Genomic DNA, 17,935 nt, shown 5'->3' with positions numbered 1-17,935 from the left:
ATAAGCAAGAAGTTTTATTTGAATCACTCCGTATAAAAATCCCGCCTCGTTAGGAGTGCGGGAATTCAGGTCGCATAATGATATAGCCGCTTTCGTCTCATCATAAAAAAGAGTGGGGACAAGATGCAAAAACAAATGTTCTGCAATTTCTATTCCTCACTCTTTGTATTACCACTCTAGTTGGCGTGCTTTTTCAGTATCACGATAATGGTGAACTTTCTCTAAGCCTTTAAATTGTTGTTGGCGTAAAGCCTCAAAAATAATAATATTAGCGGTGTTAGATAGATTTAAAGAACGCACATGTTCATCATTCATTGGAATCCGCAAGCATTGATCTTGATGTGCTTCCATAAACTCAATCGGTAAACCCGTTGTTTCTTTACCAAAGATAAACACTTGTTCCTCAATACTTTCATCGGCTAGATTCATCTCACTATAGACATGAGGGGTAAACTTTGTGATTAAATATAATCGACGTTCACCTAACCATTCCATGAAAGCATCTAAATTTTTATGATAATATATTTCGACATTGTGCCAATAATCTAACCCAGCACGTTTTAACATTTTATCATCGGTACTAAAACCTAAAGGCTCAATTAAATGTAAGGCCGTGTTCGTTGCAGCACAAGTACGGGCAATATTACCGGTATTGGCTGGCATTAAAGGTTCAAATAAGGCGATATGATTTTTCATTGATTACTCTACTTTCTTCTCATCTCGAGGCATCCGTTTAGTCTTTAATGTTTCTAAAGCCTCAGTCATTTCTTGTATTGTTTCGGGGTCGGTTTCCTTCTCCAATTGATCCGCCACGCATTGTATCATTGAAACATTGTAATAACGTTGAATTTGTGCAATCGCCCAAGCGGCTGTACCTCTTATCATCGGTCTTGGATCTTGTTCCATTATTTCTAATAATAATGGTAAAGCAGTACGGTCACGATAATTGGCTAATGCAATAATCGCATTTCTTTGTAATGGTTTCTTCCCACGCCAAGAACCGGCCATTTCACCGAATTTAGCATTAAATTCTTTATTCGACATTGTTAACATCGGTTTCAATAAGGGTTGAACTTGGTCAGGATTTGGCTCCATTTCTGGATGAATGTGTGAATCAATGCCTTGATTATAAGGACAGACAATTTGACAAATGTCACACCCATAAATAACATGAGTGATTTTCCGACGAAATTCTTTCGGCATATAACCTTTGGTTTGCGTTTGATAGCTAAGACAAAGTTGGGCATTCATTCGACCATCACCAAGCAGAGCATTGGTTGGACAAGCATCGATACATCGGGTACATTTCCCACATCCATTTTCAACGGGGGTATCCGGTTCAAACTCTATGTCGGTAATAATCTCACCTAAATAGACATAAGAACCAAATTCTTTGGTGATCAGCAGACCATTTTTACCAATAAATCCTAGACCCGCTCTTTGAGCAGCTGCCACATCAATTAATTCGCCGGTATCAACCATTGGTTTAAAATTAGCCGTTTCGGTCTTGGTCTTAATGAAGGCAATTAACTTATCCAAACGATCTTGTAAAATATGGTGATAATCCGTTCCCCATGATGCTCTGGCAAACATCCCTCGGCGGTTTTCACGATCTTGAGGGTAAGGATTTTTAATCCGACTCGGATAAGCTAAAGCAATCGATATAATCGACTTTGGTCCGTCAAAAATTAATTCTGGGTAAAGTCTTTCATCGATATTAGGATGTTCAAAACCTGAAGTATGACCTTTAGCTTTTTGCTCCTCAAGTGAGGCTTTCAGATGAGCAAAAGGTTCAGCTGTTGAAAAACCTATTTTATCGATGCCAATTTCTTTTGCGGCTGCAATTATTTCTTCTTTTAACTGAGCACTTGCTGTTACCATCACCATCCCCCTTTCAATAAAAAAGGTTGAGACTTGCGCCCCAACCTCCATTTCCTACTAGAAATTATTCTTCTGTTGCTTCTTTTTCACCGATTACTTCTGGTTCCGCCACTTCATCTTCGTCAGTTGTTTCTTCTGGCTCTTCAGTTGGAGCTACGACTGACACTAATGATTCTTCTGTATCTGTAACTAATTCAACATTAGCTGGCATTTCTAAATCAGAAGCGTATTTAACGTCACCAATTTCCATACCTTTAACATCAATTTCAAATGATGAAGGAATGTTTGCTGGTGTTGTTTCAACTAAAACAGTTGTTAATGATAAGTCCACGATACCTTCTTTAACAGTTTCTTCGTTAACTAATACCACTGGAATTTCAACTTGTAATTTATCATCTGCTGAAACAGCTTGTAAGTCTACTGAGTAGAACTCATCTTTTAATGAAGCTTTAACAAAGTCTTTGATTAAAACTTGTTGTGTTTTACCATCGATGTCAACATTAAATACCGCATTAACACCTTCTTTTTTCAAGATGTTTTCGAATTCACGACGGTCAATTAATAAAGATTGGGTTTCTTCCCCTTTAGAATACATTGCTACTGGAATTTTACCTTCTTGACGTGCTTTGCGAGAAGCTGAAGTTCCGGTAGTTGTTCTTAATTCTGCTTTTAAATTCATATAAATATAATCTCCTTACTATTCCTAATTTAATAGCGCTAATAGTTGCACACACAATATGATACCAAAATTTTCATCAAAAGGCTAGCAAAAAATGTTTCTTTTGTATACAATAAACAAGTAAGATCAATGAAAGGAGTGATAGAATGAAAAAAATAATTACTTTTCTAAAACCATGGGATTATATCTTAATTGCCTTCGCTTTATTTCTCTCCTTTTTACCAACCATTGTCACTGCGATTCAATATTCAATGCAACCAGAAGTGACCAATTATGCCATTGTCAAAATACATGGAAAAGAAGTCGATCGTTTCGAATTATATGAAGGAGCCGAAAACGTTCAAAAGACTTATTATCCAGGCGATAACCAATACAATATTATCGAACGTGAGGGTGACCACATTCGCATTAAAGAAGATAATTCTCCTGACCAAATCGGTGTTATGACCGGTTGGATAAAACGCCCCGGTCAAACTGCAATTTGCTTACCACATGGCTTAATTATCGAAGTCCTAGGTGAACCCGAAGATGATGAATTAGTCCTTCCTTTATGATAGATACACACTATAAAACAACAGGCTTAACGGAAATGGCATTCCTTAATTGGAATACCCATTTGCCGTTATTTTTTTATAATCCGATACCGCCTTCTATACTTTAAAGGGTGTTTTTTATATTTAAAGCCAACCTTCTATAATCGATACCGCCTTTTACCATTCAAGGACGACTTTTATATTAAAAGGTCACCTTCTATAATCAATGTCGCCTTTTATCATTAAATGGCGCCTTCTTCGACTGCTTCTACTAACGGTAACGCATTTAGTAATACTTCGGCCGTTCCGATGTTTGTAGCCAATGGAATATTATAGACATCACACAAACGAATTAACGCATTGACATCCGGTTCATGCGGTTGTGCTGCCAAGGGATCACGTAAAAAGATAACTAATTCAATTTTTTGTTCGGAAATCATCGCACCAATTTGTTGGTCGCCACCTAATGGACCAGAATTTAAGCGATTGACGACTAACCCTGTTTTTTCATTGATTACTTTACCGGTAGTTCCAGTAGTATAAATCGTATGTTGACTCAAAACATCTAAATATTTTTCTGTTAATTCAATCATGATAGGTTTCTTTTGATCATGGGCAATTAAGGCAATATTCATCATTAGTTAACCTCACTTTATTCATTTTCTCATACTTATACTATACCATATTGCGTAAAGTGAGCGCTATCGAAAGAACACTCTCTAATAATGCATGGACGAACTAATTTATTATCACACTTCTAAAACGACCATCGCCCCACTTTTAATAATTTATTTAATTAAACAGACAATGATGTGGGATAGTTTCCCATTTTTAAATTGATACTCGCTCTTTTTCATGCCCATTCTCCACTTAGTACCATTGAGCGGTTTTCTTAGATTTTAATCCGTCTGATATAATAAATGGCTTTCCTTCTCTTGGCTGGTATAAACATGGTAAAATTTGGTTAATGACATGCACAATGGCTAAGCGACATAAAACAATGCTTATAGAGACTAAGTATCAAATTGATTAATCTAGTCAAAGAATTACTCACTAATGTTCAACTGTGTGTTGAAAAGCATCAAACTGCGTCTTAAAAAGATGAGACCTCAACTTGGTCAAATTCAATCATTCGATTTCCTACTTCTGGTCCACTCCCAACAGTTTTAGACAGACGCATCAAAAAGCATCCGACTGTCTACTTCGTGCCAAGTCTCAACTGTGGCGGCGGTCGATAGATAGAAAGAAAACCATCTATTTTTCTTCAGGCTCACTCCATCATAAAATTATCCAGCGAAATCTATTAAAGTGATAAATTTTATGATACGATTATCTTGTGAAATATAAATCAAACTTTTAGGAGGATGCCTTATGACCATTACACAACTTTTTAATATTCAATATCCCATCTTTCAAGGAGCGATGGCGCAAATTGCACGCTACCCCCTAGCCGCTGCCGTTTCACAAGCTGGTGGACTTGGTATTATTGCTTCAGGTGGCATGTCCGCTGAAACCTTACGTCATGAAATTCGCGAGTTAAGAAAAATTACCGATCGTCCTTTTGCCGTAAACTTGATGTTGATGATGGAAAATATTCTGGAATTAGTCCAAGTGATTATTGATGAACAAGTGCCAATCGTCACAACCGGTGCTGGCACACCCAAGCATGTCATGCCCTATCTAACAGAAGCCGGGATTAAAGTCGTTCCTGTAGTTGCGAGCGTAAAACATGCTATTAAGATGGCAGAATTAGGAGTAGATGCGATTATTGCAGAAGGAACCGAGGCAGGTGGTCATATCGGTAGCACTACCACTATGGCACTGATTCCCCAAATCGTTGATGCCGTTAAAATTCCCGTCATTGCGGCCGGTGGAATTGCGGATGGTCGTGGCATGGCCGCTGCTTACACTTTAGGCGCGCAAGGGGTTCAATTGGGAACCGTCTTCTTAGCGAGTGAAGAATGTCCGATTGCCAGAGGCTATAAAGAAGCTATACTTAAAGCAATCGATACCGATACGGTCGTCACCGGTACACGAGCTGGCGCACCAGTCCGTTGTCTTCGTAATCAAATGACTGAGAAATTTATTGAACTGGAAAATAATGATGCCAGTCGGGATGAATTAGAAAGCTTGACACTTGGTTCATTGGCCAAAGCAGTTAAAGACGGCGACCTTGAGAATGGTTCACTAATGGCTGGCCAAATTGCCGGGATAATCAATGAAATTAAGCCGGTTCACACCATTATTGAAGATATTTATCAAGAAGCAAAATCCGTCTTAAATCGAACACTCATTTAATCGACAGATTTTAGGGCTTAATATGTTAGTGCGTACTTGTCTTGTGCTGATTAGAATCTTTTAACAATTGCAACCTTTCGTAAAATGGGTTTAAATTCCACTACAACCTTTTTGTTAGAACTTATAGTGTCACCAAAAGTTAAATTGTTTGTCTAATTTTGGGGGTCAGTTCAGTCCCAAGTGTTCTGGATTCAACCAGTTTGTCTTTTAAAGAAGTATTTGTCAGCAAATTTACGTATTTAATACAAAGATGAAACTTGACCTCACCCTATGATACAATACTATTGACAAACAAAGGAGTTGAGTAAATGCACCAAATTAAATGTCCACATTGTGGTGAAACTTTTCAAATTGATAAGACCAGTTATGCGAATATCGCGAGCCAAGTTAGAACTTCAGAATTTGATCAAGAACTACATAATCGCTTAGTACAAATTAATGAAGAACATCAAAAAGATATTGCCCTTGCTGAAGAAAAATTCAGTAAACTATTAACTGAACAACTAAATGATAAAGAAAAAGAATTAGCACAACTAGCGGTCGAAAAAGATCAGGTTATTTCTCAATTAACAGTAGAAAAAGAACGTGAAATTACCCAACTAAAGAACGACAAAGAGCAAGCTTTAACCAAATTAATCGCTGAAAAAGAACAGGCTTTAGCGAAGTTACAGGCACAAATTGATTTACAAAAAGAAAAAAATGCCGCTTCATTAGTTGAAAAGGAAACGCAAATTAAAGCGGATTTAAACGAACAATTGACCCAACGCGACAAACAAATTGCCGACTTGGAAGTTCAATTAAAACAAATCGAGAATACGCATAAAATTTCATCGATAGAACTGGTAACAGCCAAAGATAAAGAAATTAATGAATTAACCAATCGTTTGCAATTACAAGAAAAAGAAACTTTAATTGAGCAAAAAAACTTAAAAGAACGCTATGAAATTCAATTAATGCAAAAAGATGAAACCATTGCTTTCTATAAAGACTTTAAAGCTAAACAATCCACTAAAATGGTAGGTGAAAGTCTCGAACAACATTGCGAAATTCAATTTAATGAGATTCGCGCTACTGCCTTTCCCCGTGCACAATTCGGGAAAGATAATGATGCTCGTTCAGGAAGTAAAGGCGATTATATTTATCGAGAATATGATGAACACGGTACTGAAATCATTTCAATTATGTTTGAAATGAAAAATGAAAATGACGAAACCGCCACTAAAAAGAAAAATGAACATTTCTTTAAAGAATTAGATAAAGATCGTACTGAAAAGAAATGTGAATATGCCATCTTAGTCAGCTTACTAGAAGCGGATAATGAATTATATAATAATGGAATTGTTGATGTTTCCTATGCTTATGAAAAGATGTATGTCATTCGCCCGCAGTTCTTTATTCCGATTATTAGTCTACTTAGAAATGCCGCAATGAACTCACTACAATATAAACAAGAGTTAGCTTTAACTCGAGAACAGAATATTGATATTGCACACTTTGAAGAAGATTTAGAAGAATTTAAATCAGCCTTCGCACGTAATTATGACCTGGCCAGCCGAAAATTCCAAACAGCCATTGATGAAATTGATAAAACCATCACACATTTAGAAAAAACTAAAGCTGCTTTATTATCTTCTGAAAATAACTTGCGTCTAGCAAATAATAAAGCGGATGATTTAACGGTGAAAAAATTAACACGTAATAATCCCACCATGCGCGCAAAATTCGAAGCATTGAAAGACTAATTGATTAACAAGTCAAAGAATAAAACTATTCGATTATTTCTATCGGCTAGCCATTTGCACGGTGTCTTCACCATCAAAAAAGGCTAGCGAATAGAACGTCTTTTAAGAATGTTTCACATAATGTTTTACATAGATTGTGGAAAAGAAATCTTGATGTTTTAGCTCATTTTTCTTTTTCGAGAGACCGCCACACAGTCCAACCATAAAAACCAAGCTACCCTCAACTTTTCGAGATGTTGCTTGGTATTTATACGACTTTTGCTTAGGATTTTACATCCTAAAAAAGCGTTGAGGTTCCTTACTAGGACTTCAACGCTTTTTCTTATTTCTATTTGGTACCATCGAACCCGATTAGTTTAATAGCACGTTTTTAAATAAAGTATTAATTTATTGGCGTAAATTAAAGAACAGGCACAATATAACAACATAGATCATTGTCGCTTTTTCTGAGCACTCCACACAGTTGGGAGTGGACCAGAAGGTAATTACTCTACTGTTTCAGTAGTGGTAGGGACTTCCATTGTAGTACTCGTCTCTTCAACAGGTGCTTCGACACTGGTTTCAACCGTTGTTTCAACATTAGCTTCAGGCATAACTTCAGAAGTTGATTCGACAACACCATTAACGGATTCAGTGGTCATCGTTTCTTCCACAGCACTTTCGTTTTGGTTCATTTCTGTTGTTTCACCATCCACTTCTGAAGTAGTTGATTCTGCTTCAACAGCCTTAGGTAATTCAGGTAATGTGCCTTTTTCTTGATACGCAGCAAGTACATCTGCTTTATCAATGACGATAAAGTCATCATCTGAATAATAGACTTTAAAGCCTTCTGGTTCAAATTGATAATAAACTGAGAAAGGCGGTAGATTATAATGTTTTTCTAAATATTCAATCAAGGTCGCATTTGAAATTTCTGCTTCTGGTTGATTGTCTGCTTCCGTTGAATCTTCTTGTTTTTTATTTTGTCTTTCTTTAATAATCTCTTGAGCTTGTGCTTTCAATGTTTCTGGTAATTGGTTGGTATCTAAAGTGAAATATTCACTTCCACCTTTTTTAGGAATTGACACAGTACCATTATCCCAAACAAAAGTTGCACTGTCTTTTAAGTCTTCTGGACTAAATATATAACCTTCGTCATTCGCAAAGATTCCTTTTGCTAAGGCAGCATTTACTTCTTCGACACTGTGAACGATTTGCCAGTTTTTCAATCCAGCACGTTCAGATTTTGGTGTCACATTAGGCACATAAGTAATCTCATTCGATACAGTGTCTTCATGGCCTTCATCTGTCCATGGTGCTGGACGATATTCAGGATGTTGCATTAAATATTTAACCGTCGCGATTTGTTCTTTGGTTAAATCACTATAATACACAATGTGAATATGATCGATATGTGGAATAATAAAGGAATCGCCAGTATCGTATGTTGCGCTACCCGCATGCATTGGTAATTGACTAAGTGGAACATATAAACCAGGTTCTAATTCACCTTCATTCGCTTTCGCAACTTCGAATTTATATTTTAAATCTGAATTTAAATTAAGTTGTTGTTCTGCAAATGAAATGGCTTGATAATCTAATTCGCTTATTGGTTTAAAGACTTCTTTTTTATTTGCTAAAAAGACATAACCAACTTGGCCATTTTGAGTTTCTTTTCTTAACACCGCTTTAGCATTAAATGGTATTTCTTGCGGTGATGACGCTTCGTTTTTATCCTTTTGATCATTTTCATTGACTAAAACTAAATCAATCCCAAAATGTTTTTTAATGTATGATTTAGCAGCTTGTAGTTCTTTTTTATTTAAATCAGTAAAAGGTACCCAGTGATAATGACTACCATGTTTAGCAATAATCCCTTGGCGTTCTACTTTCGTAATGGATTCAACGGAAAAGACATACCCATCACTCGTTGTATAAGGTTTGTTAGAATCGGTAGGTTTAACCGTTATCGTATTGTCATTAGTGTGACCATTTTGATTACCGTGGTTATTTTGGTTATTTTGATGATTGTTACCAAGTTGACCGCTATTATCAGATGTCGAAGGTTTAGTGTTACCATTCTTACCTAATACAGCTAACGCAATTTGTAACTCTGCAGCAGTAAGGTCAGATTTTGGTATAAAATGAAAATGATTACCATGCGGTACGATAAAGCCATCGCCTAAGTCTTGAATAACATCATAGGGGCTGAACACATAGCCATCACTGGTCACATAGCTACCACTATCATCTCTTGAACCTGATCCACCCAACAATTCGCCTTCTTTTACATGATTCACTTTTTCTCGTTTATCACGTTGTGATGCATCTTGTTCTTGAAATTCAGCAAATGATTTTTTAACTTGTTGAAGAATCGTGTCGATATCCATAATATGGTCATTATTTTTTTCTTGATAGACTTTATATTGGTCATCAATTTTTACGATAAAACCGTCTTTAATCGCTTGTTTAACATCTGCTTCTTGTAATTGATAATCGCTAGGTGCTAATAATAATTCACTAAAATAAGCTTCTTCTGCTACTTCGCCACTGAATACATATAAGTCAATGCCAACTAACAGTACATATTCTTTTTCAGTAATATAAACGACAATCGGTTGTCCTTCAAAGTCTAAGTCTTTTAATACTTCTTCAGGCGTTTTATCTACAACCGGCATAATTAAGCTCTCGTCAGTTAAGTGATAATCTTTTCTCAATTCCACGATTGCCTTAGCATCTTTCGGATTAAGACCATTCGCTTGTAATAACAATTCATCGGTTGAACGTACAGTCGATGCTTTTTTGCCCTCTTCTAACCAAACATAATATTGATCGTCTTTTTTGACAATCCACCCATTCGCAATTTCACTCACTTTTTCAAAAGAATCAAGGTCCTCTTCAGTCACAATGCTTTCTAAGAAAATAGAATCCTCAGGTACTTCACCATTGTAATAATGATAATGGTCTCCATGAGAAGTAACATAACCTTCTTCGGTAATTTTTACAATAATTTGTTCTGCGGCAATGCCTTCATCTAAATTGACTTCTTCTTGTGAGCGTGATTCGGTCATTGAATGATTACTGTCAGTTTGGTTTTCTTCAGCTCCATCAACATAATCCATTCCTGATGAGCTAGTTTCTTCAGTGCCATCGACATAATTCATACCTGATGAACTGTTTTCTTCGGCTAAGACTATATTTTGATTTAAGAATACTCCACTGGCTAATAACGTAACTAATAATGATTTTTTGAAATTCATACTATTCCTCCTGTTGTAAATGACTGCTTAATGTTTCTAATACTTTTGCTAAATTCACTAAAAATGGATCAGTATTAAGTGGATCGCCTTCTAGTGGACTCAATTCCACAATGGTTGTGCCGGTCGCATCCGCAATCACTTTAGCGGCACGGTCAGAGACGTTGGGTTCAACAAAGATTGTCTTCACTTGGTACTCATTAACAAATTTTTGTACTTCGGCAATTTTCTTTGATGACGGCTCAATATCGGATGATACACCCGCAATCCCTAACTGTTTTAAATTAAAGCGTTGGGCTAAATATGAAAAAGCCGTATGTTGGGTAACAAAGGTTTTCTGTTTCAATTGTTCAAAAATTGGTTGATATTTAGCAACAAGCTGTTCTGCTTGTTCAACAAATTGTTTTGCATTCGCTTGATAAGTCTCTTGGTTGTCTGGGTCTAATTCCGATAAACGATCTGCAATCAATTGCGCTTCAACACCAGCTTCAATCGGGTCTAACCATGTATGTGGGTCATACAACGCCGCATTATCCATCCCTTTGATTTCTTCAATATCTTCTAAACCGGTAACCTTCTGCATGGCCATTCCTCTTGAGGCCTCAACTAAAGTAACGGATGAATTCTGTAAATTAACCGCAATATTTTTAGTCCAAGATTCCAAAATATTAGAATGATAAATGAAAATATCGGCATCATAAATAGCCGCTATATCATTGGCTGAAGGTTCAAAACCATGGATACCATTTCTAGAATTAAGAACGCGAACTTCGTGCAAATCACCGACAATTTCTTTGGTGATAGCATACATTGGATAAAAACTGGTGACAATATTTAATTCTTTTGGTTCATTCGCTTTCGCAATCATGGCCGGACGTTGAATAAGTGACGTACAGCATAATAACATGATTAAAAAGCAAGCTCGCCATATTTTTTTCATTTCTCTCAACCTTTCTAATTATAAACTCAACGTTTTAAATTGTAATAATTATCTATTATTAAGTCAAGCGTTTTTTAAAACAAAAAGTAATTTTTACATTTTCTTAATGATTGTGGACTCGTTTTTTGTTACAGCACCAACAGGAACTATCATGAACAATCCTATGATTCGATTGTTAATAATTGAAAGCTTATTTTTACTCCAACAAAAAAAGGACCAATCATTAGTAATCCCTTGATTACCTTTGATTGGTCCATTCCCTATTAGTTTGTTTTAAATAATCATCTATCAATCAATGAAGCTTTTACTGGACGTCATGATGGAGTTTCACCTAATTTAAATAAGATATTATTAAATGGCACTAACTAAAATTTCATCAAGATCCATGAGATATTATTTGATGGCACGGCCTGTTGTTTCATCAAATATCAATGAGGTATTATTAGATGGCATGACCTGCTGTTTCATCAAATATATACAAAGACACTTCAGGAGGTCATGACCTAAAGCCTCAACAAACAATAATCAAACAATTATTGAATGACATAACTTGAAATGTCAACATCTCCGCTCCATAATGTCACAACAGGTTCAATTCCTTCTCCTAAATAAATATTAGAGGATAAGGTTGCTGTACCATTATTAGCAATTAATTCGATGGAATTCGTATCTAAGATAATTTCCAGTTTAGCTAATTGAGCTTCTTTTACTCTGAAACCTCGTTTAGTGACAGGTTCATTTTCTTCACCTGATAAATCAATTCTTAGATTTTCCCGGTCTAAATAAACCGCATTGCCATCTTTCTCATAGCGAATGCTGACATAGTCTTGTGTACTCCCCACTCGTAACTCGAAATCCGCTTGTGTCTTAGGTTGTAAGACTAATACTTTCGCTTGATTGGTTGAGAAATCATCCGTCGTTTCTGCTGTTAAATGAGCTTCGGTCAACACGGGTGTTTGTGTAAATTGATTGTCGCGCCAATTTAAGACACGGGGCATCGTCATACCGAAAGCCCACTGATGACCTAACTCTTTGGTCACATTCTGACGACCCCAAGTATTCATCCAAGCAATCATAATGCGACGCCCTTGATCATCTTCTAATGTTTGAGGCGCATAGAAATCATGTCCATGATCTAATTCATCCCATTGTTCAGGGATAAACTCCTTTTTGTCCCAATCAACTTTCCCTTTAACAACTACCGTGGTATTTAAGTTATGATGACTCAAATCCTCGCGTCCAAAACGCATCGGTGACATCAAGAGTGTATCGACACCATCGAGATTAAAATAATCTGGACATTCCCACATTTCACCTTGTTCCTTTGTACCTTTAAGGAAAATCGACTCATATTGCCATTCTATTAAATCATCGGAACTGTATAATAGAACGCAACCTACACCGTCTACATGACGAGCCACAATCACCGCATAATATTTACCATCTTTTTCAAAAACCTTGGGATCACGGAAGTCAGCTGGCACTATTCCTTCAGGTAAGTCCGCTTCAGTTAATACCGGATTTTGAGCAATCTTTTCAAAATGAACCCCATCTTCTGAGACAGCGATGTTTTGAATTTGACGTGGTTCGCCTTGTTCATTTTGAATATTCCCCGTATACATTAACCATAATTTGCCATCTTTTTCAATGGCACTACCTGAAAAGCATCCACCAAGGTCATAGTCCTTATCTGGTGCTAACGCTACTGGTAAATGTTCCCAATGAATCAAATCCTTTGACTTTGCGTGTCCCCAATGCATCGGTCCCCAAATCGCATCATAAGGATAATGCTGATAAAACAAATGGTACTCTCCTTGATAGAAGATAAAGCCATTTGGATCATTAATCCACCCGATAGGTGCAGTAAAATGCACCTGAGGTCGGTATTGTGGATTGACTAAATGTTTGTTTGCTTTAATAAATTGATTTGCTCGCTCGATTGTAAATTGAGTCATTGATACGCCTCCTACTATTCTTGGTTAGTTAAATACTCATCAAAATATTTTTGTTTAATTTCTAACCATTCTGGTAATCTAAATCTATCTAATTCTGCTAAATAAGCATCCCATTCTTCATCAATATTGCCGTTAACAATCCATTCTGAACGTTTGCGGTTGACATATTCCATTAAGTCAGCTTCGATTGTTTCAATCTTTTCTAAGTCTTCAACTGACATAAATACACGTGGGTAATTATAATCATTATTCATATATGGCACATAATGTTCATGTAATAAATCTAAACGCCATTTTGCATCATCTGGCATAGTTGTCACAGTACCATAGTATTCATCCAAGATAGCTAAAGGTCCACCTAATTCGGTTTTTTGACGTAATTCTCCTGGAGCGGTCCCTTCTAATGGTAAATGTTTTAAAGTTTGAGTTGCTTCATCAAATTCAAAGATATTTTGTTGGGTATCATCACCATAGGTTCCCCAGTTATTTTGAACCGATTGTACCGGTTCGTACATCTTATCAATCCATTTAGTCGTTAACTCTAAGTTTTTATTTGCTGAAGTAATGACTGCACGGTCACGAGAAAAACCAAAATTATTAGTACGAGTAATATGTTTTTTGCCATCTGGTCCTGCTAATGCTGGTAAAATATCATAACTATCGTTCATTCCCGTCACATTGGCTTTATCCCATGTAAAGTAAACACCATAACGATGTTCTGAGCCTTTCGCAATATAAGTATTCCAATCTTGTTCAAAGGCTTCAGTATCTAATAAGCCACGTTCATATAAATCACGCATGAACTTGATTCCTTCTTTGTACTCTTCGTTATCTGCTGTAAAGTCTACTATTTTATCGTTTGAAACAACGACGTGATCATCCGTATCACCGATTCCAAAGGCACCCATTAAAATTTTAAAATCCTCATTACCTCCATTATTAATAAAGGCCATTGGGATTTCATCCGCTTCACCGTTACCATTAGGATCTTGAGTTTTGAATGCTTCTAAGACTTCGATTAAATCATCGGTTGTTTCTGGCATATCTAAACCTAAATTATCTAACCATTCTACGTTAATCCATGCGATATCATTAACAGAGTGAATCGATTCTTTGTCAGAACCTAATTCTTCAATCCAAGGAAATGAATAAATATGACCATCTGGTGCGGTAATCATGGCACGATATTCTGGATTTTCATCTAATATTTTCTTAAAATTAGGCATATATTGGTCAATTAAATCTTCTAAAGGTACAATCACCCCGTTTTTAGCCCATTTAATTAAATCCACATCAGAGGCCGCAGCATTATGGAACACATCCGGTAAATCGCCACTGGAAATATCTAAGTTACGTTTTTCAGCATAATCAGTATTGTAATTAGTCCATTCAATATGAACATTCGTATCTTCTTCTAATCTTTTGACGATTAATTTATCATTAGGGTCTTCTGGCGCTAACGGTGAACTACCGGTCGTCACTTTTAAGGTCACTTGCTTTTCTAATGGAAATTTTACATCTTTCAAACCATAATCAGGACTTGAGGTTCCACCACCCCCACTACATGCAGCTATAATTAATCCACTGGACATTAACAATCCTAACATTTTTGCTTTTTTCATCTTTTTTCCCTCCAAAAATTTTTTTATCCTTTAATTGAACCAACCAAAATACCTTTATCAAAGTATTTTTGGAAGAATGGGTACATAATCATCAATGGTAAACTTGAAACAACAATTGTGGCATATTTAATCATTTCGGCAATCCGCTGAATATCAATCATTGCGGTATTCGTTCCAATCATTTCTTGATTAGGTTGATTTTGAATTAAGATTTTTCGTAAAACTAATTGTAAAGGTTCTAGTTTTGGATCTTTTAAATAAATCATCGCATCAAAATATGAATTCCATTGACCGACAAAGGCATATAAGAACAGTACAAATAAAATCGGCTTACATAGTGGCACAATAATTTTGACAAAAATTTGAAAATCATTAGCCCCATCGATAACGGCTGCTTCAATTAATTCTTCAGGTAAATTTTGACAGTAAGTTCGAATTAAAATAATATTCCAAACATTAACCGCTCCCGGAATTAAGATTGACCACACGGTATTTAACATTCCTAGTTGCTTCACTAATAAATAAGTTGGAACTAAGCCGCCCCCAAAAAACATAGTGATTAATAACATAATATTAATCCATTTTCTACCAACTAAGTCTTTTCGAGATAAAGGGTATGCTGTTAACATCGAGACAGCAACTGTAATAATCGAAAGAGCTAACGAATAGAAAATTGAATTCATAAATCCTCTCACAATGGACGCGTCAGCAAAAACTCTTTGATAGCCTTGTAATGTCCAATCTTTTGGATTAAAACTAATTCCTTTGGCTAATAGAGTAGTTGGATCCATAAAAGAAGCAATCAATATATAGACAAGTGGCACAAAAGTAATTAACACTATTAGACCAATCATGATTTTATTAATCAGTAAAATTCGACGGTCAAAATCGGTTTGCATTGCTGAATTCATCATTTACCTCCTATAATCCTTCGCCATCATTTAAGTGTTGCACTGTTTTATTAACAATTATCAGTAATACCACATTAATGACGGTATTGATTAAACCAACAGCTGTTGAATAAGAATAATTACCTGAAACTAAACCTTGTTTATAAACATAAGTTGAAATAATCTCAGATGCGGTTAAATTTAATGATGTTTGCATTAAGTAAGCTTTCTCATAACCGACACTCATAATATTACCCGCTGCTAAGATGAATTGAATGACCATCACCGGTTTTAAGGTCGGTAAGTCAATATGCCATATTCTTTGTAAAATATTAGCACCATCCAGTTTAGCAGCTTCAACTAGCGACGGATCGACATTAACCAATGTAGCTGTATATAAGGTTGAAGCCCAACCCATTCCTTGCCAAATACCACTTCCAATATACAAACTTCTAAAATAATTAGGATTGGTCATAAAATTAATATTGATGCCTACCATCTCTAAAATACGATTAACCGGACCTTCAATAGAGAACAGTAGAAAAATCATTCCGACAATGACCACAACTGAGATAAAGTTAGGTGCATATAAGATTAACTGGATTTGTCTTTTCAATCTTGGACTTGCTAATTGATTTAACATAATTGCTAAAATAATCGGTGGCAAGAAACCCCACAATAATCCATAAACACTTAACTTTATGGTGTTCCCGACTAATAATCCCAGATTGGGTGCTGATAAGAACTTGGCAAATTCTTTAAATCCTACCCAATCACTTCCTAAGATACCTTGTAATGGATTGTAGTCCTTAAAGGCAATTAAGACTCCGTACATCGGGATATACTTAAATACGAATGTTAGTAGTAAACCTGGTAACAACATTAAAAATAATACTTTTTGTTTTTTTATTTTCTCCCAAGTACTCAACTCTTTTTTGATGACCGTTGACATCTGTTTCCTCCTCCTTTTTTTGAAACGTTTCAAAACAACTTTAAAAAATTAGTGCTGCATTGCCTGTCAGCACAATTTGATTTTATTTGAATTTACATTCTAATTGAAACGTTTCAATAACGCTCTAAAAAAAATACTTCGTAACTTTCTACAATCTTAGTTTATAAAAGAAAGCGTTTTTTGTCAATAGGTATTTTCTTTTTTTTTTATTTTTTTGTGGTTCTGCCTTCAACATAATAACCAGGAATTAAATATTGACGCGTATGTTCTTTATTATCAATAATATCTAAAATAAGTTCCACTGCTTTTTTAGACATTTCTTCCAACGGTTGTTTAATCGTTGACACGACATATTGTCGCTCCATCGCCATTTTTATCCCATCATAGCCAATTATTTGCAGATCTTCTGGCACTCTCATTCCTAAATCTTCCGCAACTTCAATCACATCAAGCGCCGCAAAGTCATTAATCGTAAAGATACCATCTATTGTAGGATTTTCAATTAAAAACTCGCGAATCTTTTCTTTTAAGTTAGGAACAGGCTCCACTTCATCTAAAATTGAAAGTTGATATCCTGGTTCTATAATGGCTTTTTCAAAATATTGACGACGCTTTTTCGTCTCGTTCTCCGTCTCATTATGTGCTCCGACAAAGCCAAAATGCGTACACCCTTTCTCAATGAGTGTCTTCGCCGCTATTTCAGCACCTACCTTGTTGTCAGACGCAACATAAGCAATATCCATACCTGGAAAGACACGATCAAAACTGACAAAAGGGATACCTGAAGATAAAAACTCCTCAATCGAACTATATGTAATCGCAATGATTCCATCTACTTTATTTTGTTGTAACATTTTTATATATTCTGCTTCCTTTTCCGGACCAGCACTATTACATAGAAGCATCTTATAATCTAAGCGACTCAATTCTTGTTCGACATGATAAGCAAATTCACTGAAAAACGGATGCCATATCGTCGGTACGATTAAAGCAACGGTGTTGGTACGATTCAATTTCATCCCACGTGCATATTGGTCGGGTACATAATTTAATTTTTCAATTGCCGCATTAACTTTTTCAAGTGTTTGGGGCTTAATGCCTTGTGCTTTATTAATGACTCTTGAGACGGTCCCTAAACTAACGCCCGCTAATTCTGCGACATCTTTCATTGTTGCCATTTCTTTCACCTCACTTTACTTAAAATTTT

Annotated in this window: 13 protein-coding genes and 1 pseudogene; 3 read left to right on the top strand and 11 right to left on the bottom strand. The window is 36.0% G+C overall.

Features of this window, described 5'->3' with window-relative positions:
• Positions 1 to 168: 168 nt before the first annotated feature.
• The 3 genes from GSA01S_RS02015 to GSA01S_RS02005 all read right to left on the bottom strand — a co-directional run bounded on the left by GSA01S_RS02015 (position 169) and on the right by GSA01S_RS02005 (position 2,560).
• Positions 169 to 696, bottom strand: coding sequence for a tRNA (cytidine(34)-2'-O)-methyltransferase (locus tag GSA01S_RS02015; protein ID WP_066124331.1), 528 nt, complete (start codon positions 694 to 696; stop codon positions 169 to 171).
• A gap of 3 nt (positions 697 to 699) precedes the next feature.
• Positions 700 to 1,881: a tRNA epoxyqueuosine(34) reductase QueG gene (gene queG, locus GSA01S_RS02010; protein ID WP_066124329.1), complete on the bottom strand. Its 1,182-nt coding sequence runs from the start codon at positions 1,879 to 1,881 to the stop codon at positions 700 to 702.
• A gap of 64 nt (positions 1,882 to 1,945) precedes the next feature.
• Positions 1,946 to 2,560 (bottom strand): 50S ribosomal protein L25, encoded by a 615-nt coding sequence (locus GSA01S_RS02005; protein WP_066124327.1) that lies wholly within the window; start codon positions 2,558 to 2,560, stop codon positions 1,946 to 1,948.
• 146 nt (positions 2,561 to 2,706) lie between these two features.
• Here GSA01S_RS02005 and GSA01S_RS02000 point away from each other — a divergent pair, with 146 nt between their 5' ends.
• On the top strand, positions 2,707 to 3,114 hold the full coding sequence (locus GSA01S_RS02000) for a NusG domain II-containing protein (protein WP_066124325.1): 408 nt from the start codon (positions 2,707 to 2,709) through the stop codon (positions 3,112 to 3,114).
• 221 nt (positions 3,115 to 3,335) lie between these two features.
• Here GSA01S_RS02000 and mgsA read toward each other — a convergent pair whose 3' ends face one another.
• Complete coding sequence (mgsA, locus tag GSA01S_RS01995) at positions 3,336 to 3,728, bottom strand: methylglyoxal synthase (protein WP_066124335.1); 393 nt, start codon at positions 3,726 to 3,728, stop codon at positions 3,336 to 3,338.
• Positions 3,729 to 4,464: 736 nt separating this feature from the next.
• Here mgsA and GSA01S_RS01990 point away from each other — a divergent pair.
• Together GSA01S_RS01990 and GSA01S_RS01985 are read left to right on the top strand one after the other, a co-directional pair.
• Complete coding sequence (locus GSA01S_RS01990; RefSeq protein WP_066124323.1) at positions 4,465 to 5,391, top strand: nitronate monooxygenase; 927 nt, start codon at positions 4,465 to 4,467, stop codon at positions 5,389 to 5,391.
• Between the two features lie 308 nt (positions 5,392 to 5,699).
• A complete protein-coding gene (locus GSA01S_RS01985) occupies positions 5,700 to 7,133 on the top strand; it encodes a DUF2130 domain-containing protein (protein ID WP_066124321.1) in 1,434 nt (477 codons plus the stop codon).
• 1,340 nt (positions 7,134 to 8,473) lie between these two features.
• Here the strand turns inward: GSA01S_RS01985 and GSA01S_RS01980 are convergent.
• The 7 genes and pseudogenes from GSA01S_RS01980 to GSA01S_RS01950 form a co-directional block, all read right to left on the bottom strand.
• A pseudogene (locus tag GSA01S_RS01980) lies at positions 8,474 to 10,372 on the bottom strand (pneumococcal-type histidine triad protein); the annotation flags it as partial.
• A 1-nt stretch (position 10,373) separates the two neighbouring features.
• Positions 10,374 to 11,309 (bottom strand): metal ABC transporter solute-binding protein, Zn/Mn family, encoded by a 936-nt coding sequence (locus tag GSA01S_RS01975; protein ID WP_066124317.1) that lies wholly within the window; start codon positions 11,307 to 11,309, stop codon positions 10,374 to 10,376.
• Between the two features lie 533 nt (positions 11,310 to 11,842).
• Entirely contained in the window at positions 11,843 to 13,264 is a 1,422-nt protein-coding gene (locus GSA01S_RS01970; protein WP_066124315.1) for a glycoside hydrolase family 32 protein, read from the bottom strand.
• 14 nt (positions 13,265 to 13,278) lie between these two features.
• Positions 13,279 to 14,871 carry an ABC transporter substrate-binding protein gene (locus tag GSA01S_RS01965; protein WP_373276899.1) on the bottom strand — a complete coding sequence of 531 codons (1,593 nt, stop codon included), beginning with the start codon at positions 14,869 to 14,871 and terminating at the stop codon, positions 13,279 to 13,281.
• Positions 14,872 to 14,909: 38 nt separating this feature from the next.
• Complete coding sequence (locus GSA01S_RS01960; RefSeq protein ID WP_066124311.1) at positions 14,910 to 15,797, bottom strand: carbohydrate ABC transporter permease; 888 nt, start codon at positions 15,795 to 15,797, stop codon at positions 14,910 to 14,912.
• A gap of 10 nt (positions 15,798 to 15,807) precedes the next feature.
• Positions 15,808 to 16,728 (bottom strand): ABC transporter permease, encoded by a 921-nt coding sequence (locus tag GSA01S_RS01955; protein ID WP_066124309.1) that lies wholly within the window; start codon positions 16,726 to 16,728, stop codon positions 15,808 to 15,810.
• Between the two features lie 206 nt (positions 16,729 to 16,934).
• Positions 16,935 to 17,906 carry a LacI family DNA-binding transcriptional regulator gene (locus GSA01S_RS01950; protein ID WP_066124308.1) on the bottom strand — a complete coding sequence of 324 codons (972 nt, stop codon included), beginning with the start codon at positions 17,904 to 17,906 and terminating at the stop codon, positions 16,935 to 16,937.
• Between the last annotated feature and the right edge of the window lie 29 nt (positions 17,907 to 17,935).

The organism is Globicatella sanguinis NBRC 15551 (assembly GCF_001552295.1).
GTDB lineage: Bacteria > Bacillota > Bacilli > Lactobacillales > Aerococcaceae > Globicatella > Globicatella sanguinis.
Note: the sequence above shows the minus strand (reverse complement) of the source record. Positions and strands in the feature narration are given on the sequence as shown.

Excerpts from the sequence above, each read along its gene's own strand:
- GSA01S_RS02015 (WP_066124331.1), bottom strand. The coding sequence starts at position 696 with ATGAAAAATCATATCGCCTTATTTGAACCTTTAATGCCAGCCAATACC.
- queG (WP_066124329.1), bottom strand. The coding sequence starts at position 1,881 with ATGGTAACAGCAAGTGCTCAGTTAAAAGAAGAAATAATTGCAGCCGCA.
- GSA01S_RS02005 (WP_066124327.1), bottom strand. The coding sequence starts at position 2,560 with ATGAATTTAAAAGCAGAATTAAGAACAACTACCGGAACTTCAGCTTCT.
- GSA01S_RS02000 (WP_066124325.1), top strand. The coding sequence starts at position 2,707 with ATGAAAAAAATAATTACTTTTCTAAAACCATGGGATTATATCTTAATT.
- mgsA (WP_066124335.1), bottom strand. The coding sequence starts at position 3,728 with ATGAATATTGCCTTAATTGCCCATGATCAAAAGAAACCTATCATGATT.
- GSA01S_RS01990 (WP_066124323.1), top strand. The coding sequence starts at position 4,465 with ATGACCATTACACAACTTTTTAATATTCAATATCCCATCTTTCAAGGA.
- GSA01S_RS01985 (WP_066124321.1), top strand. The coding sequence starts at position 5,700 with ATGCACCAAATTAAATGTCCACATTGTGGTGAAACTTTTCAAATTGAT.
- GSA01S_RS01975 (WP_066124317.1), bottom strand. The coding sequence starts at position 11,309 with ATGAAAAAAATATGGCGAGCTTGCTTTTTAATCATGTTATTATGCTGT.
- GSA01S_RS01970 (WP_066124315.1), bottom strand. The coding sequence starts at position 13,264 with ATGACTCAATTTACAATCGAGCGAGCAAATCAATTTATTAAAGCAAAC.
- GSA01S_RS01965 (WP_373276899.1), bottom strand. The coding sequence starts at position 14,871 with ATGTTAGGATTGTTAATGTCCAGTGGATTAATTATAGCTGCATGTAGT.
- GSA01S_RS01960 (WP_066124311.1), bottom strand. The coding sequence starts at position 15,797 with ATGAATTCAGCAATGCAAACCGATTTTGACCGTCGAATTTTACTGATT.
- GSA01S_RS01955 (WP_066124309.1), bottom strand. The coding sequence starts at position 16,728 with ATGTCAACGGTCATCAAAAAAGAGTTGAGTACTTGGGAGAAAATAAAA.
- GSA01S_RS01950 (WP_066124308.1), bottom strand. The coding sequence starts at position 17,906 with ATGGCAACAATGAAAGATGTCGCAGAATTAGCGGGCGTTAGTTTAGGG.